Annotated in this window: 18 protein-coding genes and 1 riboswitch; of the genes, 6 read left to right on the top strand and 12 right to left on the bottom strand. The window is 60.8% G+C overall.

Translation table 11 applies throughout. The features are described 5' to 3' along the window. Positions 1 to 51 precede the first annotated feature (51 nt). Positions 52 to 157, bottom strand: a riboswitch (TPP riboswitch). Between the two features lie 204 nt (positions 158 to 361). Further along, the gene (locus tag AC3IP0_RS02290; protein ID WP_489318096.1) at positions 362 to 1,801 is read left to right on the top strand and encodes a TolC family outer membrane protein; all 1,440 of its coding nucleotides are present in this window, start codon (positions 362 to 364) and stop codon (positions 1,799 to 1,801) included. Positions 1,802 to 1,901: 100 nt separating this feature from the next. Here AC3IP0_RS02290 and waaA read toward each other — a convergent pair whose 3' ends face one another. Further along, positions 1,902 to 3,179 carry a lipid IV(A) 3-deoxy-D-manno-octulosonic acid transferase gene (gene waaA, locus AC3IP0_RS02285; protein WP_489318095.1) on the bottom strand — a complete coding sequence of 426 codons (1,278 nt, stop codon included), beginning with the start codon at positions 3,177 to 3,179 and terminating at the stop codon, positions 1,902 to 1,904. A gap of 11 nt (positions 3,180 to 3,190) precedes the next feature. After that, positions 3,191 to 4,093, bottom strand: coding sequence for a LysR family transcriptional regulator (locus AC3IP0_RS02280; RefSeq protein WP_177413774.1), 903 nt, complete (start codon positions 4,091 to 4,093; stop codon positions 3,191 to 3,193). A gap of 103 nt (positions 4,094 to 4,196) precedes the next feature. On the opposite strand from AC3IP0_RS02280, the gene AC3IP0_RS02275 reads away from it, so the two are divergent. The 4 genes from AC3IP0_RS02275 (at position 4,197) to AC3IP0_RS02260 (ending at position 7,662) form a co-directional block, all read left to right on the top strand. Continuing rightward, complete coding sequence (locus AC3IP0_RS02275; protein ID WP_015093202.1) at positions 4,197 to 4,529, top strand: DMT family transporter; 333 nt, start codon at positions 4,197 to 4,199, stop codon at positions 4,527 to 4,529. A 147-nt stretch (positions 4,530 to 4,676) separates the two neighbouring features. Then, on the top strand, positions 4,677 to 5,852 hold the full coding sequence (locus AC3IP0_RS02270) for an NAD(P)/FAD-dependent oxidoreductase (protein ID WP_489326582.1): 1,176 nt from the start codon (positions 4,677 to 4,679) through the stop codon (positions 5,850 to 5,852). After that, positions 5,849 to 6,661, top strand: a complete 813-nt coding sequence (locus tag AC3IP0_RS02265; RefSeq protein ID WP_489326581.1) for an aldo/keto reductase — start codon at positions 5,849 to 5,851, stop codon at positions 6,659 to 6,661. Before AC3IP0_RS02270 ends, AC3IP0_RS02265 begins: the two co-directional genes overlap by 4 nt. A gap of 32 nt (positions 6,662 to 6,693) precedes the next feature. Next, complete coding sequence (locus AC3IP0_RS02260) at positions 6,694 to 7,662, top strand: metal ABC transporter ATPase (protein WP_489318092.1); 969 nt, start codon at positions 6,694 to 6,696, stop codon at positions 7,660 to 7,662. A 109-nt stretch (positions 7,663 to 7,771) separates the two neighbouring features. On the opposite strand, the gene hldE is transcribed toward AC3IP0_RS02260, so the two are convergent. The 3 genes from hldE to msbA all read right to left on the bottom strand — a co-directional run bounded on the left by hldE (position 7,772) and on the right by msbA (position 12,032). Next, positions 7,772 to 9,193 (bottom strand): bifunctional D-glycero-beta-D-manno-heptose-7-phosphate kinase/D-glycero-beta-D-manno-heptose 1-phosphate adenylyltransferase HldE, encoded by a 1,422-nt coding sequence (gene hldE, locus AC3IP0_RS02255; protein WP_046039763.1) that lies wholly within the window; start codon positions 9,191 to 9,193, stop codon positions 7,772 to 7,774. A 147-nt stretch (positions 9,194 to 9,340) separates the two neighbouring features. Further along, a complete protein-coding gene (locus AC3IP0_RS02250) occupies positions 9,341 to 10,045 on the bottom strand; it encodes a sulfotransferase family 2 domain-containing protein (RefSeq protein ID WP_489326579.1) in 705 nt (234 codons plus the stop codon). A 184-nt stretch (positions 10,046 to 10,229) separates the two neighbouring features. Further along, positions 10,230 to 12,032 carry a lipid A export permease/ATP-binding protein MsbA gene (msbA, locus tag AC3IP0_RS02245; RefSeq protein ID WP_057712276.1) on the bottom strand — a complete coding sequence of 601 codons (1,803 nt, stop codon included), beginning with the start codon at positions 12,030 to 12,032 and terminating at the stop codon, positions 10,230 to 10,232. Positions 12,033 to 12,186: 154 nt separating this feature from the next. Between msbA and AC3IP0_RS02240 the strand changes: the two genes are divergently transcribed. Continuing rightward, positions 12,187 to 14,049, top strand: coding sequence for an O-antigen ligase family protein (locus AC3IP0_RS02240; RefSeq protein WP_489326577.1), 1,863 nt, complete (start codon positions 12,187 to 12,189; stop codon positions 14,047 to 14,049). 128 nt (positions 14,050 to 14,177) lie between these two features. On the opposite strand, the gene AC3IP0_RS02235 is transcribed toward AC3IP0_RS02240, so the two are convergent. The 7 genes from AC3IP0_RS02235 to AC3IP0_RS02205 all read right to left on the bottom strand — a co-directional run bounded on the left by AC3IP0_RS02235 (position 14,178) and on the right by AC3IP0_RS02205 (position 21,930). Next, entirely contained in the window at positions 14,178 to 15,062 is an 885-nt protein-coding gene (locus AC3IP0_RS02235; RefSeq protein ID WP_489326576.1) for a glycosyltransferase, read from the bottom strand. Further along, positions 15,059 to 16,213, bottom strand: a complete 1,155-nt coding sequence (locus AC3IP0_RS02230) for a glycosyltransferase family 4 protein (RefSeq protein WP_489318088.1) — start codon at positions 16,211 to 16,213, stop codon at positions 15,059 to 15,061. Before AC3IP0_RS02230 ends, AC3IP0_RS02235 begins: the two co-directional genes overlap by 4 nt. Continuing rightward, positions 16,210 to 17,652, bottom strand: coding sequence for a PIG-L family deacetylase (locus AC3IP0_RS02225; protein ID WP_489318087.1), 1,443 nt, complete (start codon positions 17,650 to 17,652; stop codon positions 16,210 to 16,212). Before AC3IP0_RS02225 ends, AC3IP0_RS02230 begins: the two co-directional genes overlap by 4 nt. Before the next feature lie 8 nt (positions 17,653 to 17,660). Then, on the bottom strand, positions 17,661 to 18,557 hold the full coding sequence (locus tag AC3IP0_RS02220; RefSeq protein ID WP_489318086.1) for an antimicrobial resistance protein Mig-14: 897 nt from the start codon (positions 18,555 to 18,557) through the stop codon (positions 17,661 to 17,663). Further along, positions 18,557 to 19,687, bottom strand: a complete 1,131-nt coding sequence (locus AC3IP0_RS02215; protein WP_489318085.1) for a glycosyltransferase — start codon at positions 19,685 to 19,687, stop codon at positions 18,557 to 18,559. The genes AC3IP0_RS02220 and AC3IP0_RS02215 overlap by 1 nt, the downstream gene beginning before the upstream one ends. Continuing rightward, positions 19,671 to 21,428, bottom strand: a complete 1,758-nt coding sequence (locus AC3IP0_RS02210; protein WP_489326575.1) for a carbamoyltransferase family protein — start codon at positions 21,426 to 21,428, stop codon at positions 19,671 to 19,673. The genes AC3IP0_RS02215 and AC3IP0_RS02210 overlap by 17 nt, the downstream gene beginning before the upstream one ends. A gap of 166 nt (positions 21,429 to 21,594) precedes the next feature. Continuing rightward, complete coding sequence (locus AC3IP0_RS02205; protein ID WP_489326574.1) at positions 21,595 to 21,930, bottom strand: YceK/YidQ family lipoprotein; 336 nt, start codon at positions 21,928 to 21,930, stop codon at positions 21,595 to 21,597. Positions 21,931 to 21,983: the final 53 nt, after the last annotated feature.

Genomic DNA, 21,983 nt, shown 5'->3' with positions numbered 1-21,983 from the left:
GTGTTCGATTGTCGAACAACATCCCGGACGAAGCACAAGAGGACTCGCCGGGTGACGAGAAATCTTGTTCCCTACGCAGGCGCTAACCTGATCAGGTTCAACGGGATCCGAAATTATTCGATCTCAGCCTCATAGCAAGGCACCCCGACAAGAACCCGGCCAGTCTAGACACAACTGGCAAAGAACGCCAACCCCACTGCAATTACCGTGATGAATGGCGTAATTACACGCAGTATCAGGATTGTTGCCGCCCCAATGCACAACTACACTCGCTACGCTGAGCCGGCATTGACGCTGTCAAACCATGGCCTTAGCCTTGGCGCTCAAATTACCTCTGTAATATCAATTCTAGGGATCGTCTATGCTGCGCAAACTCTCACTGGCCCTTGCCGTGTCTTGTGCGTCCAACGGAATGGCCTGGGCAGCAGATGTGCCCTTATCGGCCAAGACGGACCTGGTCAGCGTTTATCAGGAAGCCGTCAACAACAACGCCGACCTGGCGGCTGCCATCGCCCAATACGGCGCGCAGAAAGAAGTCGTACCCCAGGCCCGCGCCGGGCTGCTGCCGAACCTATCGGGCGGCGCCAATGTTTCCGAGGTGCGTACGTCGCTCGATCAACCTTCGGGCACGACCAACCGCGATGCTCATTCGTACCAGGCCACCCTGGCGCAACCCTTGTTCCGCGCCGATCGCTGGTTCCAGTTCCAGGCCGCCAAGGAAGTCAACGAACAGGCCGCCCTGCAACTCTCGGCGACCGAGCAAAACCTGATCCTGCAAACCGCTGACAGCTATTTCAACGTGCTGCGCACCCAGGACAACCTGGCCTCGACCAAGGCCGAAGAAGCTGCGTTCAAACGCCAGCTCGATCAATCCAACGAGCGTTTCGATGTCGGCCTCTCGGACAAGACCGACGTATTGAACTCACAAGCCAGCTACGACACCGCACGCGCCAACCGCATCGTTGCGCAGCGCCAGGTGGACGACGCCTTTGAAGCATTGATCACCCTGACCAACCGCCAGTACAACTCGATCTGGGGCATCAGCCATAACTTGCCGATCCTGCCGCCAGTACCGAACGACGCCAAGGCCTGGGTCGAAACCGCGGGCAGGCAGAACCTCAATCTGTTGGCCAGCAACTATGCCGTCAGCGCCGCCGAACAAACCCTCAAGCAGCGCAGGTCCGGTCACTTGCCAACGGTTGACGCGGTCGCCAAGTACGAGAAAGGCGACAACGATGCGCTGGGCTTCAGCAACCCGAACAACCTGCCCCAGGCGTACGGCGGCAACGTTGACCAAACGACCGTGGGCCTGCAACTGAACATCCCGATCTACAGCGGTGGCCTGATCAACTCCCAGGTGCGTCAGTCCTATGCACAACTGGACCAGACCGAGCAGCAACGCGAATCCCTGCGCCGGCAGATCGTGGAAAACACCCGCGACCTGCACCGCGCGGTGAACACCGATGTCGAGCAGGTACAGGCGCGCAAGCAATCGATCATCTCCAACCAGAGCGCGGTGGAAGCGACTGAAATCGGCTATCAGGTGGGTACGCGAAACATCGTCGACGTGCTGGATGCGCAACGTCAGCTCTACACCTCGGTGCGCGACTACAACAACACCCGCTACGACTACATCCTCGACAACCTGCGCTTGAAGCAACAGGCCGGCACGTTGAATCCCGGGGATCTGCAAGTCCTGGCACGCTGGCTCAATCCGAACTACAACCCGGACAAGGATTTCCTGCCACCGGATCTGGCCAAGGCGGCAGAGGAGCAGTTGAAAGCGCGGCCTGATCAGTAAAAGCAAAAGATCGCAGCCTGCGGCAGCTCCTACAGGATGAACATCAATCCCGTGTAGGAGCTGCCGCAGGCTGCGATCTTTTTCTGTCCGACGACTCGGTCTACCGCTCGATCAACCGCCCCAACCCATCCAGCAACCGCTGCAATGCCCCCTGATTGGCGCGCATCACGTTCAACCCGGCCTCTGCCATGCGCTGCGCATCACGGGGCAGTTCGAACAGCCGCTGCACCGCCACCGCCAGCCCTTCGGCATCCTCCACTTCCTGCAACGCTCCGGCACTGCGCAACTGCGCGGCGATTTCGAGGAAGTTGAAAAGATGTGGGCCGCTCAATACCGGTTTAGCCAGGGCCGCCGGCTCCAGCAGGTTATGCCCACCATTCGGCACCAGGCTGCCGCCGACGAATGCACTGTCAGCCAGGGCGTAGAGAAACAGCAGCTCGCCCATGGTGTCGCCCAGCAGCACTGAAATATTCGCGCTGACCGCATCGCCGCTGGAACGGCGGACCGTGGCAAACCCCTGTTGCTGGCACAACCCGTACACCGAATTGAAGCGTTCCGGATGACGCGGCACCAGAATCAGCAACGCATCGGGGTGACTGGCCAACAACTGACGATGAGCCGCCAGCACCACCTCGTCTTCGCCGTCATGGGTACTGGCCGCGATCCACACCGGTCGTTCCAGCGCCTGCCATTGCCCACGCAGCTCAACGGCGCGCTCCAACAGCTGCGGGTCGATGGTCAGGTCGAACTTGATCGAACCGGTCACGTCAACGGTTTCGGTCCGCGCGCCCAGGTCGCGCAAGCGCTGGGCCTCGGCTTCGGTCTGCACCGCGAACAAGCTCATTTCAGCCAGCATCGGCTGGGTCAGCTTGGGGAACCGGCCGTAACCCCTGGCCGAACGCTCGGACAGCCGCGCATTGGCCAGCGCCACGGGGATCCCGCGTTTGGCGCATTGATGGATATGGTTGGGCCACAGCTCGGTTTCCATGATCACCGCCAGTTTCGGCTGGACCCGATCAAGGAAACGCCGGGCAGCGCAAGGCAGGTCATAGGGCAGATAACAGTGCTGGATGCGAGGCTCATTGGCGAACAGTGCATGGATGCGTTCCGAACCGGTCGGGGTCATGCAGGTCACGGTGATCGGCAGATCCGGATAACGCGCCAGCAAGGCGCGGATCATCGGCGCGGCCGCAATGCTTTCGCCCACCGACACGGCGTGCACCCAGATGCCGCCCGGTTTCATCGCCGGCATCCCGAAGGAAAAACGCTCGCCGATGCGCCTGGCATACGCCGGCGCCTTGCGCGCGCGCAGCCAAAGCCGAATCGCTACCAATGGCAGCCCCAGATAAAACAGCGCGGTGTAGAGAGTTCTATTCATGGCGGCGGAGTTTATCGGCTTTTTTCGCCTATCGCCTGCAAGTGCACGGCAAAACGTTCGGCGAGCCAGCGCGCGGCCGGACCGAGCGGTTCATCGCGGCGCCATACCAGTTCCACCACCAGGGCCGGCGGGGTCCATTCGCTGACCAGTTCGACCATCTGGTTCTGATAGGTCGGGTACTGCACCACATGGCGCGGCAACCAGGCCCAGCCGAGGCCGCGCACCAGCCATTCGGCCATCACATAGAAACTGTCGGCGCGCCAGACCTGCGGGCTGGCCGGATCACTGCCGGGATAAATGCTCGACTCCGTGGACATCAGCAGCTGCCGATGTTGCGCCAGTTGTTGGCCGTCCACTGCGCCTTTGCGCGCCAACGGATGATCCTTGCCGCACACCGTGACCATTTCCACGCTGCCCAGCACCCGCCGCTCAAGTGCTTCGGGAATCTGATCGTGAAAAAACAGCAGACCCAGATCGGCGCGCCGCTCCACCAGTTTGCGCGCGACATCGCCTTGGGCGGCGCTGGTCAGTTGCACTTCAAGGCTGGGGAATTTTTCCGCCAGGGCCTCGAAGCTTTCGATGATCGGCTGATAAGGCATCGCTTCATCCTGCGCCACACGCAGGCGCGCCTCCTGCCCGCGCATCATCGCCAGCGCCCGGCCATTGAGTCGTTCGCACTGACGCAACACCTCCCGCGCTTCGTCCAGCAATGCCGTGCCGGCTTCAGTGAGTTTTGGTTGTCGGCCGCTGCTGCGGTCGAACAGGCTGACACCCAGGTCTTCTTCCAGTAGCGCTATCGAACTGCTGACCGCCGACTGCGCCTTGCGCTGATCCCGCGCCACGGCAGAAAACGAACGCTGCTCCGCTACGCTGACAAACAACCGCAGCTGCTCCAGATTCCATTGCATGCTCATGGCTCAACCCATCTTCTAAACAGATAGGTAATGACTTTACCGCATCTGGCGAATCTCTAGAATGTCGACCTCAGAGAGCAACACTTCACACGAGGATTGACCCATGACCGCCTACTACTACCTGGCCATTGCCATCTGCGCCGAAGTGATTGCCACTGTTTCGATGAAAGCGGTCAAAGGCTTCAGCACCCCGCTGCCACTGGTGCTGGTCATCGTCGGTTACGGCATTGCCTTCTGGATGCTGACCCTGGTGGTGCGCAGCGTTCCCGTGGGTGTGGCGTACGCCGTGTGGGCCGGCATGGGGATCGTGATGGTCAGCGTCGCGGCGCTGTTTATCTACGGGCAGAAGCTGGACGTGCCGGCGATGCTGGGGATGGCGTTGATTGTGCTCGGTGTTGTGGTCATCCAGCTCTTCTCCAAGACTGCCGGGCATTGATAAAAAGATCGCAGCCTGCGGCAGCTCCTACAAAGGCAGACCGAGCCCACCCGTAGGAGCTGCCGCAGGCTGCGATCCTTTTCCCGTCTCAGCTCCAATCCATGAATCTGTATACTGCGCCCTCGTCTTGAACACAGAGGTCGCCGAATGCCATCCGTTATTTCCACCGACGTGCTGATTGTCGGCGCTGGTGTCGCCGGCCTCTGGCTGAATGCGCGCCTGCGTCGCCAAGGTTTTTCGACCGTGCTGGTGGAAAGCGCCAGCCTCGGCGGCGGGCAGAGTGTGAAGTCCCAGGGCATCATCCACGGCGGCGCCAAATACGCGCTGCATGGCGCCCTGACGGGGGCATCGGAAGCCATCGCCGACATGCCGCGTCGCTGGCGTGAAGCCCTGGCCGGTGACGGCGAGCTGGACCTGTCCGGCGTACGCCTGCTGTCCGAGGCCCATTACCTCTGGTCCCCCGGCACCCTCGCCGGCAACCTCACCAGTTTCTTTGCCAGCAAAGCCGTGCGCGGTCGCGTCGATCAGGTCAAGGGCGAGCAATTGCCGCCAGCCCTGCAGGACAAGCGCTTCAAGGGCAAGGTCTATCGCCTGGCGGAACTGGTGGTCGATGTGCCGAGCCTGATCCAGCGCCTGGCCGATCTGGCCGGAGATGGCTTGCTCGCCGGGCAGAAGATCGAGCCGCTGCTCGAAGGCGGCGTGCTGGTCGGCCTGAAGGTGGATGAGCGCGAGATCCGTGCCCAGCGCATCGTCCTGAGCGCCGGCGCCGGCACCGCGGCATTGCTTGAAACGCTGGGCCTGAGCCAACCCGCCATGCAGCGCCGCCCGTTGCACATGATCATCACCAAGGGGCCGAGCCTCAAACCGCTGTACGCCCACTGCCTGGGCGGCGGCACCAAGCCTCGTATCACCGTGACCACGCACCCGGCGGCGGATGGCCAATGGGTCTGGTACCTGGGCGGCGATATCGCGGAATCCGAAGGCGTGACCCGTGAGCCCGCCGAACAGATCGCCACCGCACAGAAAGAGCTCGGCCAATTGCTGCCATGGATCGACTTGAGCACCGCGCAATGGGCGACCTTGCGCGTGGATCGCGCCGAACCGCTGCAATCAGGCCTGACCCGTCCCGACAACGCCTTTGTGGCCGAGGAAGGCCGACTGCTGGTGGGCTGGCCGACCAAACTCGCCCTGGCGCCAGACTTCGCCGACCGCGTGATCGCCAGCCTGACCCGCGACGGTATCCGGCCAAGCCACCCGGCAGCACTGCCTGAATTGCCAAAGCCGCCGATGGGCGTACCGGCCTGGGAGCAACTGCTGCCATGAGCCAACCGACCTTGCACGACTTGCATCGCCCGTTGGGCAGCACCGGCCTGCTGGTTTCACCCCTGGGCCTGGGCACGGTGAAACTGGGCCGCGACCAAGGGGTGAAGTACCCCAACGGCTTCCAGATTCCCGATGACGACGAAGCACACATGCTGCTCAAGCTCGCACGCGACCTGGGCATCAACCTGATCGACACCGCCCCGGCCTATGGTCGCAGCGAAGAACGCCTGGGCCCGTTGCTGCGCGGTCAGCGCCAGGATTGGGTGATTGTCAGCAAGGTTGGTGAAGAGTTTGCCGACGGCCAGTCCCGTCACGATTTCAGCGCCGCACACACACGCATGTCGGTGGAACGCAGCCTGCAACGCCTGGAAACGGACTTCATCGACCTGGTGCTGGTGCACTCCGATGGTAATGACCTGGCGATCCTCAATGACTGCGAAGTCTACGACACTCTCGCCGGGCTCAAGGCCGAAGGCAAGATTCGCGGTTTCGGCTTTTCCGGCAAAACCGTCGAAGGCGGTTTGAAGGCGCTGGAGCAAGGCGACTGCGCGATGGTCACCTACAATCTGAACGAACAAAACGAGAAGGCCGTCATTGACTATGCTGCTGCACACGGCAAAGCCATTCTGGTCAAAAAAGCCCTCGCCAGTGGTCATGCATGCCTGAGTCCGGGCGTGGATCCGGTGCGCGCCAGTTTCGAGTTGTTGTTTGAACATCCGGGTGTTGCCAGTGCTATTGTCGGGACCATCAATCCGCTGCACCTCGCCCACAATGTCGCGACCGTTGCCCAGGTCCTACGTAGCCACTGACGCCGCCCACGCGGCCTTAAGCAGGAGCCGACATGTCGCGTACGCTCATCAGAAAGAACCCGAGCAACTTCAAGACCCTGCCGTTATTCGTCGAAGCGACCCCCGAAGGCCTGGCTTACCAGAGCGTCGGCAGGCCGCTGAATTTCTCCCAGACCCTGCAACGTCGTCGCCCGGTGACGGTCGGCGACAGCGAACGGTTTGCCCTGGAGCTGGCCAATCTCGGGGTTTCGGTGCGCCTGACCCTGCATTGGCAGAATCGCGACTATTGGGTGCTGGTACGCCAACGCCGACAGGACCGTGGCGATGTGGTGCTCAAGCTGATCTCCGGGTACGTGCCGGCCCATGAACTGAACCTGCCCTTGCACACGGCGATCCAGGAGATAGCCGAAGAATGCCTGCTGGAAACCCCGGAAGGCTGGCTCGGTGGGCGGTTCAATGACACCTGGCTGCCGGCGCCCTACTCGGCCGCCCTGCATTACCGTGAAGCCCTGCCGTTTCGCTTGTCGCCACTGTCCGGCTCGGCGCGGCCGGTACGTTGCGCCAACCTGATGCTGATAGAGCGCCCGCGGGCTTACGTGCATTTGCCAACGGCGTCGCTGCAACTGATCTACGACTTGCGCCTGGACGTTCCCAAGGATGCCAAATCCCTGAGCCTGTTCCATGTCGATGAAAGACTCGAAGGCGATCAACTCGTCGCCCGCCTCGACCGCAAGCGCCCCGATCTGTACTTGATGCCCTTGCAGGACGGCCACCCGATGGCTGAGCTCTATACCTTGAAAAAGGATCAGCTGTACCCGGCCAGCACGCGCGGACTGTACCTGGCCGAGAGTTTCGCCCAACAGGAAGGCTGGCTGGTTCGCGATGAACGAATTCGCTGGAAGGACTGGGTGAGGCAGCAGGGTCTGACCCCGCCGGGGAAGGATTCGGGCCTGGCGCGGTTGCGCGGGAAGGCCAAGCAACTGCTGAAGAAAATTGTGCCTCGTAAAAAGGTAAGCTCTTAAACGCAAAAGATCGCAGTCTGCGTACTCCATGTAGGAGCTGCCGCAGGCTGCGATCTTTTGATTTTACGATCCCCAGGCCACCGGAAAAGATCGCAGGCTACGCCAGCTCCTACGACTTGCGGATCTTCTCGACAATCGCCGTGGTCGAGCTGTTTTCCACCAGCCCCAGCACTTTCACGGTACCGCCATAGGCCGTCACGATGTCCGCGCCGACCACCTGGTCGATCCCGTAGTCGCCGCCCTTGACCAGCACGTCCGGCTTGACCGCGCTCAGCAGGTTTTCCGGAGTGCCTTCCGAGAAACTGATGACCCAGTCCACCGCACCCAGACCGGCCAGTACCGCCATGCGCCGGTCGACACTGTTGATCGGACGGCCCGGCCCTTTCAGGCGGCTGACCGATGCATCGTCGTTGATCGCCACGATCAGGCGATCGCCCTGGGCCCGCGCCTGTTCCAGATAGGTCACGTGACCGGCGTGCAGGATGTCGAAGCAACCGTTGGTGAACACGATCCGCTCGTTGTGCGCGCGGGCATCATCGACCGCCAGCAACAGCTGCTCAAGGCCCAGCACACCGCGTTCGGAACCCTCCTCGCGCTGAATCGCTCGACGCAGTTCCGGCGCACTGATGGCCGCCGTACCGAGCTTGCCGACCACGATGCCCGCCGCCAGGTTGGCCAGGGCCACCGCGTGGGGCAGTTCTTCACCCGCGGCAATTGCGGCCGCCAGGGTGGAAATCACCGTATCGCCGGCACCGGTCACGTCGAACACTTCACGGGCTCGGGCCGGCAGGTGCAGCGCCGGATGATCCGGGCGCAGCAAGGTCATGCCGTGCTCGCCACGGGTCACCAGCAAGGCACCGAGGTCCAGGTCGTGCATCAGCTGCGCGCCCTTGCTCACCAATTCGTGCTCATCGGCGCAACCACCGACGATGGTTTCGAATTCGTTGAGGTTTGGCGTGATCAGGCTCGCACCGCGGTAGATCGAGAAATCCTTGCCCTTGGGATCGGCCAGCACCGGAATGCCGCGGGCACGGGCGGCCTGGATCAGCGCCTGATGGTTTTTCAGCGCGCCTTTGCCGTAGTCGGACAGCACCAGCACCTTGATGCCTTCGAGCAACTCGTCGACCTGCGCGGCCAGCGCCAGCGCGTCGGTGGCGAAGGGTTCTTCGAAGTCGATACGCAGCAATTGCTGGTGACGGCTCATGACCCGCAGCTTGACGATGGTCGGCTGGTGCGCAATGCGCTGGAAGATGGCCCGCACGCCGGCGCCCTTGAGGCTGTTGACCAGGCTGTTGGCGGCTTCATCGTCGCCGGTTACACCGACCAGCGAGGCCGGAGCCCCCAGGGCGGCAATGTTCAAGGCAACGTTGGCAGCACCGCCCGGGCGGTCTTCGATGTGATCGACCTTGACCACCGGCACCGGTGCCTCAGGAGAAATCCGTGAGGTACCACCATGCCAGTAACGGTCGAGCATGACATCGCCGACTACCAAGACAGGGGCTTGATCGAATCGCGGCATGGACAACTTCATGGTGCAACCCACATACAGAATGAACAGGGGCGCGATATTAACACAGGGTTGGTGTCGGCTTGTGCGGTGGCTGCAACCGGATGATTCGCCGGGCTTTATTGCTTATTTTTTGATCAGAAACCCACCAGGCGACGGCACTCTTCGGCTTCATTCATAACCCAGCATCTCGTAATCACGCTGATAGACCCGCCGCACCAGCCGGCGGGTGCGTACCGTGCAAAACTCGCGCGCCAGCATCGGGCGCCGCTGCTGCGACCGGTTCACGTGGGGCAGTTCCACTGGATAGCCCAATTGCTCGCAAACCAGCCTGAAATCCCGCTCAAGGTGCTCCTGATAGCCGACGAAATCCAGCGCCAGATGGCCCATGGAGTCCGTCAGGAAATCCGTTTGCGCGGCGAAGTGCAACTGTCGCTGGATCGTCTCCGGGTGCAACCAGCGGCCGACGAAGTCATCAAAGTCACGGTAGTGGCTGACCAGTTTCTGCGCCGCGTGATCCCGTTTCCCCAAGGCATTGCCCCGCAGAAATGCGTAGGCCGAGTAGGCCCTTTCCAGGGGATCGCGAACGAACGCGAACTTGAAGCTGGCGGCAAACTGCTCGGGAAATTGCTGCTCGTACCAGTACAACGGCAAGTGGCCCGGGCTCCAGTCGTCAAACATGGCTGCACAGACACTGCTGCCGGCACATTTCGGGACGTGGATGAACAGGCAGGAGCGCTGCTCGAAGGGCTCGGGGAAACTGACGCTGGCCGACATCGACTTGTTGACCACTTGACGGTCCACGACCGACAGGCGCCCCAGCAGAAAAGCCCGTTGCGGCTTGGGCAACAGCTTCCAGAGATAACGTTGCAACATGCAGACACCCGCGCGAAAGGGATGGCCCTCTCGATTCAAGTCAAAGTTCGTTCAGGAACCTTAACAAGCACGTTGCCGAGATTTATTCAGGTTTGGTCAAGAAGCGTAAGGGTCTGGATACAAATCACCGGACGCGTTGCGCGCCAGGTGTGCGAAAGGGCGAGCCAGGCTCGCCCTTTCGGGGTCAGGCGATGTCTTCGGCCGGGGCGTCGAGGCCCATCGCGTTGAGGCGCGAGTAGTAGCCGTTTTGCGCCAGCAGTTGTTCATGGGTGCCGCGCTCGACGATTTTCCCCTGGTCCATGACCAGGATCAGGTCGGCCTTCTCGATGGTCGACAGGCGGTGAGCGATCACCAGCGTGGTGCGACCTTTCATGACCTGGTCCAGGGCTGCCTGAATATGCCGCTCGGACTCGGTATCGAGTGCAGAAGTCGCTTCATCGAGAATCAGCAGCGGAGCATTCTTCAACAGTGCCCGGGCAATCGCCAGGCGCTGGCGCTGGCCACCGGACAGCAGCACGCCGTTTTCCCCGACCTGGGTGTCCAGGCCTTCAGGCAATTGAGCAATGAAGTCCATCGCGTAGGCATCCTTGGCCGCCTTTTCAATGTCTTCACGGGGTGCGCCAGCCAGGTCGCCATAGGCGATGTTGTTGGCCACGGTATCGCTGAACAGGGTCACGTGCTGAGTCACCTGGGCGATATGCCGACGCAGGTTCAACAGCTTGTATTGTTCCACTTCGACGCCATCGATGAGGATTTCGCCCTTGTCGTGGTGATAGAAACGCGGAATCAGGTTGGCCAGGGTCGACTTGCCGCTGCCCGAACGCCCCACCAGTGCCACCATTTGCCCGGGCTCGACCGAGAAACTGATGTCATTGAGCACCTGACGCTCGGTGTCGGGGTAGGTAAAGCTGAGGTTGCGCACGTCCAGGCGGCCGCTGACCACATCACGCTCGACGGTGCCGGTATCGACTTCAGGCTGGACATCCAGTTGTTCGAAAATACTTTCGGCACCGGCCACGCCCTTCTGGATGGTCGAGCTGACTTCGGACAACTGGCGAATCGGCTTGGGCAGCAGGCCGGCCAGGGTGATGTAGGCCACCATGTCGCCAGCGGACGCATCGCCCCGCAGGAACAGCACCAGGAACATCAGCACGGCCATGGCGGTGTAGATCACCAGTTGCAGCAACGGCGTGTAGATGGCGCCCGTGCGGGTCATGCGCAATTGCTTGTCGGTGTTGCCCTGGCTGGCATCGAAGAAACGTTTCTCTTCGTACTTTTCACCGCCGAAGCTGCGCACCACGCGATAACCCTGGATGGTCTCGGAGGCAACGTGCGTCACGTCCCCCATGGCCAGCTGGATTTTCTTGCTCTGCTTGCGGAATTTCTTGCTGGCCGTGCGCACCATGAGGGCGATCAGCGGCAGGATGGCGACCATGACCAGCGTCAGGCGCCAGTTCATGTACAACAGCGAGGCAAACAGGAAGATCACCGTCATGCCTTCACGGATTACGACCTTGATCGCATCTGTTGCCGCCCCCGTGACCATGGTCACGTTGAAGGTGATACGGGAAATCAGGTGCCCCGAGTTATGCTTGTCGAAATACCGGTTTGGCAACACCAGCAGGTTGTTGAACAACTGGACCCGCAAGTCATGGACCAGGCCCAGGGAAACCTTGGCCAGGAAGTAGTTGCCCAGATACGACCCCAATCCCTGCCACGCAGCGATCAGGATGATCAACAATGGCACCGCCTGCAGCAGTTGCAGATCCCGCAGGTAGGGCACGGTTGGAAAGAGCACAGCTTCAGGGTTGGATAGACCGTCGACGAAGTACTTGAGGATGTAGCCCAGCATTGGCTGCGTCGAAGCGAAAATCAGAAAACCGACGATGCTGATCAGGAACAGGCTGATATACGGCCGGACATAGCCGAGCAGGCGGAAGTAGATTTTCAAGCTCGATGGGCTTGCGCAGAGACTGGAGTCGGTCATATCACGCGAATGTCGATGAAAAGGACGCTGACTTTACCACAGCTTCCCCAGGGTTCTGGCAATCGCATACAGTCTGTGTATTGTGGCGCGTCAAATAGCCACCAGATGTCCCTGCCTTGGTATGGTCGCTCAATTCAGGAATAAGTTACCCAGCATGCAATTAAACGCTTTGAACAGCACGTCCAACAGAATCTTCGATTTCATTTGCTTGTGGATCCTTCCGCTCGGTTATTTACTGCTGCTTTGTGCGCTGTTTTTCCTGCCGGGGCGCAGTGTGCATCACAAGCTTTACTATGGCCTGTTCAGCATTCCGGCACTGTTTGCACTGTGCCTGCGGCCGCGACTCGGCAAAGAGTTACTGCAGGAACCGATCGTCATTGCAGTCCTGCTGTTTTTGGCGTGGGCACTGCTCAGCCTGTGCTGGAGGCCAGACGACGACATCGACTTTGGCCAGCTCAAACCGTCATTGCATACCCTGATGCTGTTCGTTGGCTGCTACCTGCTGGTGCGCTATCGCAGCGAAATCATCCAGCCCCTGCTGTTCTGCGCCGCGACGGTGGCACTGGTCATCTCTGCCTACAACCTGTACAGGTTCGACCAGATCTATCAACCGGAAATGCGCCTGATCGGTGTAGGCGCTTTCGACAATCCACTGCTCAGCTCCCACGTTTTCGGCTTTTTTTGTACCTACTGGCTGAGCCTGAGCATGACCTGCAAGCGACACCAGGTACTTTGGCTGAGCGTACCGGCGATGGCGATCATGTTCGCCACAGTGCTGGCCACCGGCTCCAGGACCCCACTGGTTGCACTGACGCTGGCTGCGCTTTGGCTGTGTTTCATCTGCTGGAATCGACGTTCGATCTTCATGCTTGGCGCCATGTTCATCGCCGGAACGGCGACGTTCGCGTTGTTTGCAGACAAGATTTTCGAAAGAGGCAGTTCCTTCCGCATCGAGCTCTGGCAATTGACCCTGAACCGGATCGCTGAACACCCATGGATCGGGCACGGCTACAACGCCGTACTGAGACTGGACCCCGGCGTAGGCTACAACCTTCAGGAACCCCATAGCTTTGCCTTGGGCGTGCTCTACTACGTCGGCATTATCGGCCTGCTGCCATGGCTGTTCTTTCTCGCATGGAGCTTCATCAGCAGCCGGCGCCATCGCGTGCAACCGCTGTTTATCATTGCCTCAGCCTGGCTGGCCTTCGGTATTGGCGCAGGCCTGACTGAAGGTGGCGGGATCATCTCTCGCCCCAAGGAGCACTGGTTCCTGCTGTGGATCCCCTTGGCGCTGATTGCCGCATTGAGCATCAATCAACGGGCCCGGCGCCTGCTGGACATGCCAATCAAGACTGCGACGCCAAGCGCGCTGCAGCAGCTGACTGCCGATGCCCGGGTCATCGAAGAGGATGGACTGGGCCCCAAGGTCCTGCGCCTGAGCGATGGCAGTTTTCTCAAGCTGTTCCGCCGCCGTCGCTGGTATACCTCGGGCAGTTTCACGCCCTACTCCGATCGTTTTGCCGTCAATAGCGTGCAACTGCGCAGCATGGGCATCCCGACACCGCACATCCTCGACCTTTACCGGTTCGAAGACGGCAGCACCGCTGTGCATTACTCCCCGTTGCCGGGCAACACGCTGCGCCAGATCCTGCAAGGCATCACCGCCCCGGCAGTGCGCCAGGCACTGGTGGAGCGCTTCGGTAAATTCATGGCTCAACTGCACCAGCAAGGGGTCTACTTCCGCTCCCTGCACCTGGGCAATGTGCTGGTGCTGGAGGACGGCGAGTTCGGTCTGATCGACCTGGCCGACCTGCGAATTTACCCCTCGGCATTGAGCCCTTCCCTGCGTCGGCGTAATCTGCGCCACATGCAGCGCTACGCATCAGATCGGCATTGGCTGTTCGAGGATCACTTCGAAGCGCTGCTGCAGGGATACGCCGCGGCGGCTTCGAAAGCCGACGTGGATAATTTGCACAGGCACGTGCTGGCCGGGAGTCCTCCAGCCCACGTTCACTGATGACAGAAACCAACCCGCTTATCGCGATGACGGCTTACCTGCCCGCCATCGCGCCCGCGGCGCTAGCGTTACGCACCGTGCGATAGCTGGAACATTGCGGTGAAAGCGCCTTGAGCCCAGCCTTTGGCTCAGCCTTTCTCCACCCGTGAGAAGAACATACGGCCCAGCCCACGCCAGGTTTTCTTGTTCCAGGCCTTTAACGGAATCTGCGCCAGCAACTCCCGCGCCAGCTTGCGATCACGGTTGGCGGTCTTGAGGAACATGGAATTGAGAAACTTGTAGCGCACCTCGTCATACAGCGGGTGATCGCTGAAGAGCGCGTAGGTGCGCAGGATGCTGTCGATCATGAAACGGTGGTTCTTGTAGGAGTTGGTGGCGTGCTTGCGATAGCGCGCCATCAACACATTCAGACCATCGATGAAGTAACCGGCATGGGTCACCTTCAACTCGATCAGCAAGTCTTCCAGGCGAATGGTCGGGTCGAAACCGCCCACCTTGTCCAGCGCTTCGCGACGGATCATCAGGGTGGGTGCCGGAGGATAGGGCTTGCGCTCCAGGAACATGTCATCGAAGTCCAGGCGACGGAACGGCACATCCCGGCGCTGGCGTTTCTCGGGATAGAGATTGCCGTCGGCATCGATCAGTTCGATGTTACCGGCGCAAATGCCGACCTCGGGCTTGCCGTCCATATGCGCGACCTGGGCGGCGATTCGCTCCGGCAGCATGATGTCATCCGAACCGAACGGCACGATCAGGCTGCCCTTTGCCCGGGCAATCGCACCGTTGAGTGTATTGGTCAGCCCCTGGTTTTCCTGAACCCGGAAGTCGAAACCATGGATGACCTGCAACGCCTTGATCCGCTCGACGCTGTCATCTTTCGAGCCATCATCGACCACCAGCAACTCGATGTTCCGATAGGTCTGGTTGAGGACGCTGAGAATGCTTTCCTCAATGTAAGGAGCGTGGTTGTACGACGCGATAATGACCGTGACGATGGGTTGCGCGTCGCTCATGGCTGTTCCTTGCGGGCCTGTTCCAGGCCGGAGTCGATCAGATTGAGGTATTCGCGACGGAACTCCTCGATGTCATGGTGTTGTTGCAGATAACGGAAAGCCTGCTCGCCCTTGGCCTTGAGCTCTTCATCGGAAAGGCCAAGGTAAGTGTCCAGCGCCGCCTGCAGCGTCGGCACATCCTTCGGCGTAATCGCCAGGCCACCGGCCCCCTCGATGAGCGGCAACATGGCCGGCACGTTCGAGGCAATCACCGGCAAATGCCCGCTCATGCCTTCAAGCAGCGCCAGCCCGAGGCCTTCGGCCAGGGAGGGCATGGTCCAGATGTCGAAAGCGCGAATGTACTGCAGGGCAATTTCCTTGAACCCCAGCAAATGGGCGCGACCACTGAGGCCGAGGCGGTCGATTTCCGCCGCCAGGCGCGACTCTTCGCGGCCGGCGCCGATGATCGCCAACTGGGTATTGGGGTATTTGTCCTTGAGCGCGGCAAAGGCCTGCAGCAAATAGATATGGCCTTTGACCGGCACCAGCCGCCCCAACGCACCGATCAGCCGCACCGACGGATCGATACCCAACAGTTCACGGGCCTTTTCACGGCTGTGTTGCAGACCTTCGGCTTGCTCGATGTCGATGGCATTGGTGATGGCGTAGGTATTCTGGTCGGTGAAGCCGCAGTCACAGTCCAGCAGATACTGTTTCACCGCAGGCGACACGCCGACGAAGCGCCAGTGACGATCGATCAGGCGCTGGGTCTGGCGGCGCCGGTAAAAACGGTCGTACTCGCCAAAGCCGTGGGAAATGCCGATGCACAATGGCACTTTCAACCAGCGGTTGAGCGCCAGCATCATGTTCACCGGCTTGAAGCGGTTGCAGATCACCACATCGAATTTTTCCCGACGGCAGAACTTGTACAGCTGCCACATGGCCCGCAGGCGCATGCCCTTGAGGGACTTGTCGGAAAACTCGAAGTACACCGAACGGTCGGCCCGGCTCACCGCTTCGCCCGGCCCGGGTTTGCCGCGCAGAAACGCAGCGGTCACTTCATAGCGATCACTGGGCAGGGCCTTGACGATTTGCTCCGCGAGGTCGGCGAAATCATGGGCTTTGACGTTGTAGTCAGGCTGCAGTTGCAGGACCTTTGACCGCTGACTCATAACTCTCCCCGCTGAGAAACGTTGCCTGGTGTGTGCTTGATGGACCACAAAAGCTCGTGGCGCCGGACAGCCTTGCGAAAGAATTCATTCTGGCCATAGGTGGGCGGCAACCGGCCGGCCAACAAGCGTTGTATCAACCGGCGCAAGCGACGCTTGAACGGCATCGCCGGCTGCAGGTCGTGCATCATGCCCAACGCCATGGCCTTGTCTCGCTGTTGCTCCAGCGGCAAGGGCAGGCAATAAGGCTGCATCGGTTGGGCCGGGTCGAAGGCAGGCGGCAAGGCGATGCCGTCACCGGTATCGCCCATCGGCCAGCGGTCGTTGTCGTGCAAGTGGTTGGCATAGCCCAACAGCGTAGTCGGCTGCCAGTCCAGGCCTTGCAAGGCTTCGAGGACTGCCGCCTGGGCGCAGATATGATCGGGATGCGGATCCAGGGTCGGATGCGGCAGGACGATAACTTCGGGCCGGGCCCGCAGCAGCAACTCTCGCAGATCCGCCAGCAGATTGTTCCAGGTCGGCGCGCCATCGGCATCGCCCGGCAGCGCGAAAGGATTCAACTGGCGGAACAGGCGGGTGTCGCACAGGTCCGCTTCCCGCGATCCTGCCGCCACCGCAGGCGCGGCCTGCATGCTCGCCAGTTGCAGACAGAAATAACCCAGTTGTACGCAGCGGGCCTCGGGTACACCGCCCCAACGTGGCACGGCGATGCTGTCCCAGGTACGCAGACGGCCTTTCAAGCGGGCCGCATCGACCTTGTTCAGGCCCATCTGCCGGTAGTGTTCGGCTTCGATTTCGCCCGCTGTCAGCGTGACGATCCAGGTTTCGTCGGCCTGGCTGTACAAGCCGTAGGCCGCCAGTTCGGCGTCATCGGCGTGGGGCGCGATGACCATCACTCGCTGACGTCGGTAATCCGGATGTTCCAGTGCCCACAGCACAGGCTCACCGAACACGCGACAGAAACGTCCGCGCAAGCGCAGGTCACCACTCGACAGCGCCTGAGCCTGACCACTGAGATTGAGGTAACGCAGGCCGTTTACGCCCCGTTCGAAGGTTTGTCGGTCAGGGTTTTCGCCCCCCGCCAACTCGACCACCGGATCGAAAAAACGACCCAGCCAAGTGCTTTTTACCCGCAGGGCCAGCACCAGCGTCGCGTCGTCGACCAGCATCACCCCTTCGTCCAGCCGCAAATGTTCACCGTTCAGGTGCACCTTGGGCTGCGGCGTGTAGGGGGGAAAGCTGTACTGGTAATCGTCTTTCGGTGAGTAGAACAGATGGTCGGCAAACCAGGCTTCGTGGGCAATCCAGCCCAGAACCGCCAGCACCAGCGGCAACCACCAGGCCACCACCACACCCATGACGATCAACAGCACCAGCGCAATCAGCAGGCCGATACGTTTATTGCGCCGATGGCGCTTGAGCAGTTGCTGTTTGCGGCTCATGGCTTGGCTCATACGGTGAAGACCGGCACGGGGTTGCACCAGCGATCCTTGTATTCACGGTCGGCGCGACCGAAGGAAAAGCGCAACGGTTTGTCCTGCGCCCGGGCATGTTCCCAGGCGCTTTGCGTATTGAGGAAACTCAACACACTGCCTGGGCTGAACTCGCGAGTCTCGGGATCGACCCCACCGTTGATGTACTCGACGCTGATCCACTGCGGGGTTTCGACGCGGTACACCAGTTGAATCGCAATCGGTGCATCGTTGAGGAAAATCACCGAACCGATCAGCAACTCGCGCAGCAACTCGATGACCTCGGCCATGCGCTCGGCACCCGTCGCCGGGAAACCCCAGCGGCGCTGGAACAGATCGCAATAAATCGCTGCCAGATCGAAGCTGGAAAATTCGGACACCGGCCGCACCACGCCACCGGCCTCTTCCAGCAAGCGCAATTCGCGGCGCTGGTTATAGCGAAACTTTTTCGACAGCTCTTCGGGTGTGCGAGCCATGGCCAGTTGTTCGGTTTGCAACTTGATGCCAGTGAAACGGCCTTCATTCAGCGCCGACAGATACCGCGCGCGATGGCGCAAAGGCGCCTGGGTATCGGTAGCGGCCGGCAGGATGATCTCGGCGTTGCCCAGGTCGAACAGACCTTTCTTGCCGCGACGCTTGAGCACGTCCTTGGACAAGGCCAGGTCGCGGCCCCAGGTCGGGATCGCCGCCTTGACCTCATCGCCCTGCACCCAGGCCAGGTAACGCACCGGAATGTCAGCCAGTTGCGCCAGCCGCTCGACCACCACGGGATGAGTCGCGACGCTGCCGCCATAACGCTGCCAGGTTTCGGCGTAAGTCGAGGCGTCGACTACCGCCCAGCCACGCTCGCGCCAGCCTTGAAATCGGTTGAGCATCAGCCCCTCTGTGCCAGTTCGGTAACGTGCGGCAAGTGCCAGAAAGCATCGCGTACTGCGCGGTCGGAAAAGCGTTCGCGCAAGCGCTCGAGCATCAACTCGGCACACTGCCGGCGTTGCTGATCATCCATGCCGACCAGATGTTGCAGCCCTTGGGCCAGACGCTCGGCATCGCCCAACGGGAACAGGATGCCCACGCCTTCGACCACTTCTTTCGCTCCGCCGCACGCCGTGGCGAGCAAGGGTACGCCGGCGGCCATGGCCTCCAGCAGCACCATGCCGAACGGTTCGTGATCGGAACTCAGGGCGAACACATCGAAGGCCCGGAAGTAGTTACGCGCATCCGGCACCTGACCAAGGAACAGAACCCGGTCACCGATACCCAGTTCCCGAGCCTGTGCCTTGAGGTTCTCCTCCAGGCGCCCCTTGCCGAGAATCACCAGCTGGCTGTTGGCGGGCAACCCCGGCAATGCCTCGGCGAAACCCTGCAGCAATGTGGCCTGGTCCTTGTCCGGATGCAGCCGCCCGACGTTGCCGACGATCCACGCATCCGCTGACAAACCGAGGGTTTCCCGGGCCTCGCGAGCCGACACCTGGGTCGCCTGCAAGGCGCCCACATCGATACGGTTGTACAAGGTCTGGATCCGCGAAGCCGGCCACTTCGGCAGGCATTGGCGCATGTCGTCGCGCACGGCGTCGGACACACCGAGCAGACTCAAACGCTTGCGAAAGATATGCGCGAACAGTTTGCGGCTGCCACGTTTGTAATCGTCAAAAGCGTGGTGCACGCCAATCACCGGCAACGACGTGCCGAGCAAGGCGATATAGATCGGCTTGAAGCGGTGGGCGATGCAGAAACTGAAGTTTCGCGACGCGGCGATCTTGCGCAGATCGCCGATGGCACCCAGCTTCAGGCCGCGAATGGCCTTGGAGCTGTACTCCATGAACAGCACTTCGTCGGAGGCGCAGCCCTCGGCGACTTCGGCATCGGCAACCCCGGTGAGAAACACCGTGGTCACTCGATAACCGGTCCCCGCGAACAGGCTGGCGTACTGCCGTGCGCAGTCCAGGAACGGCCCGTCATAGCCGTGGCAGAACTGCAGCACATGACGTTCAGCCGAACGTGTCATAGGCGTTCGCGCCCTCTTTGACCACCAGGATGTCTTCCATGATCAGATACTGTAGATCCGAACCGAAGAACATGTTCAGGGCGTCGGTCGGAGAGCAGATCATCGGCTCGCCGCGACGGTTGAGCGACGTGTTCAGCGACACACCGTTGCCGGTGAGCACTTCCAGCGCTTTCATCATGTCGTAGTAACGCGGGTTGTATTCGCGCTTGAGCACCTGGGCGCGGGAGGTGCCGTCTTCATGGACGACTTCCGGCACGCGGGTCTTCCATTCTTCCGCCACTTCGAAGGTAAAGGTCATGAACGGAGCAGGGTGATCGATCTTGATCATCTGCGGCGCCACGGTGTCGAGCATCGACGGGCAGAAAGGCCTCCAGCGCTCGCGGAACTTGATCTGGTGGTTGATCCGGTCAGCGACGCCCGCAATGCTCGGGCAACCGATGATCGAGCGACCACCCAGTGCACGCGGACCGAACTCCATGCGGCCCTGGAACCAGGCCACCGGGTTGCCGTCGACCATGATCTTGGCGATCTGGTCCGGCATGTTGTCGAGCTTGCGCCAGGTTGGCTTATTCTCGTGACGGGCGCACGCAGCAATAACATCTTCGTTGCTGTACGACGGGCCAAGGTAGACGTGTTCCATCTTCTCGACCGGTACGCCACGGGCGTGGGACACATAGGCCGCTGCGCCGACTGCGGTGCCGGCATCGCCGGATGCAGGCTGTACGAACAGCTCCTTGACGTCGTCGCGGGCGATGATTTTCTGGTTCAGCTTGACGTTCAACGCACAGCCACCGGCATAGGCCAGTTTGCCGGTTTCCTTGAGCACGTCGCCCAGGTAGTGGTCGATCATCTGCAGCGAAATTTTTTCGAACAGCGCTTGAATGCTGGCGGCGTAGTGGATGTAAGGCTCGTCGGCGATATCGCCTTCGCGTTTGGGACCCAGCCACTCGATCAGCTTCGGCGAGAAGTAGTAACCCTTGCCCTTCTCTTTGTAGCGACGCAGGCCGATGACGTTGGCGTAGTCGGTGTTGATCACCAGCTCGCCGTTTTCGAACGAAGCCAGGCGCGAGAAATCGTATTTGCTGGCGTCGCCGTACGGCGCCATGCCCATGACCTTGAACTCACCGTCGAGCATATCGAAACCGAGGAACTCGGTGATCGCACCGTACAGGCCGCCGAGGGAGTCCGGATCGAAGAATTCCTTGATCTTGTGGATCTTGCCGTTTTCGCCATAACCGAAGAAGGTCGTGGCGTACTCACCCTTTCCATCGATGCCCAGGATCGCGGTTTTCTCTTTGAAACCGGAGCAGTGATAAGCGCTGGAGGCGTGGGCCAGGTGGTGTTCGACCGGCTCGATCTTGATCTTCTTCGGATCAAAACCCAGTTGCTCCAGGCACCAGACGATCTTGTTGCGATAGCGTTTGTAGCGACGGTTGCCCATCAGGATCGCGTCGAGTGCACGGTCCGGGGCGTACCAGTAACGCTTGGCGTACTGCCAGCGGGCCTTGCCGAACAGGCTGATCGGTGCGAATGGAATCGCGACCACGTCAACGTCGGACGGCTTGATACCGGCCTGTTCCAGGCAGAATTTCGCCGATTCGTAGGGCATGCGGTTCTTTGCATGTTTATCGCGTACGAAGCGCTCCTCTTCAGCCGCCGCGACCAGCTTGCCGTCGATATACAGGGCTGCGGAAGGATCATGGCTAAGGGCGCCGGACAGGCCAAGAATCGTCAATGCCACAGGGGTCTAGCCTCTTTAGTCTGCATGCAGGCGCAAGCGCCTCAAAAATTAATGTGCCCTCGCAAGGGGCGAGAGACAGCTAAAGGGCGGGATTATAGCGTAAAAGCAGCGGCAAACCTCTAGCCGCAAGCGGCATGCAACTACGGCCGGGGCCCCGCGGCATTTTTTATCCGCGTGCAGGTCGCCAATAGATGGAAATACTGCCGTCCACGCTTTGCCGGTAAATCGTGTACGGCAAGACAACGGTGTCCAGCGCGCCAGACACGGCCAAGTCCACCAATATGAGTGGTACAAGGAAACCCGTAGGGTCTGGCGGTGCATTAAGTACACAGAAGTCGTAGGCGAGGCCGCTGTAGACCCGGGGAATGGACTGGCAATAGGTCTTTTGCCGGCGCAGCCCCTGCGCGGCCTGGGCTTCATCCTGCAGGACGGTGGCGGAGGTCCCGCAGCCCATTAGCGACATTGATAAAACACCCGATGTAACTGCCATTTTGATCGTCACAGCCTGCCCCCCGAAAAAGTCAGGCAAACTAGCACCGGGGCGATTTGGGCCAC

Source organism: Pseudomonas sp. GL_103 (assembly GCF_057835175.1).
The sequence above is the reverse complement of the archived record's forward strand: the minus strand, read 5'-3'. Positions and strand labels throughout refer to the sequence as shown.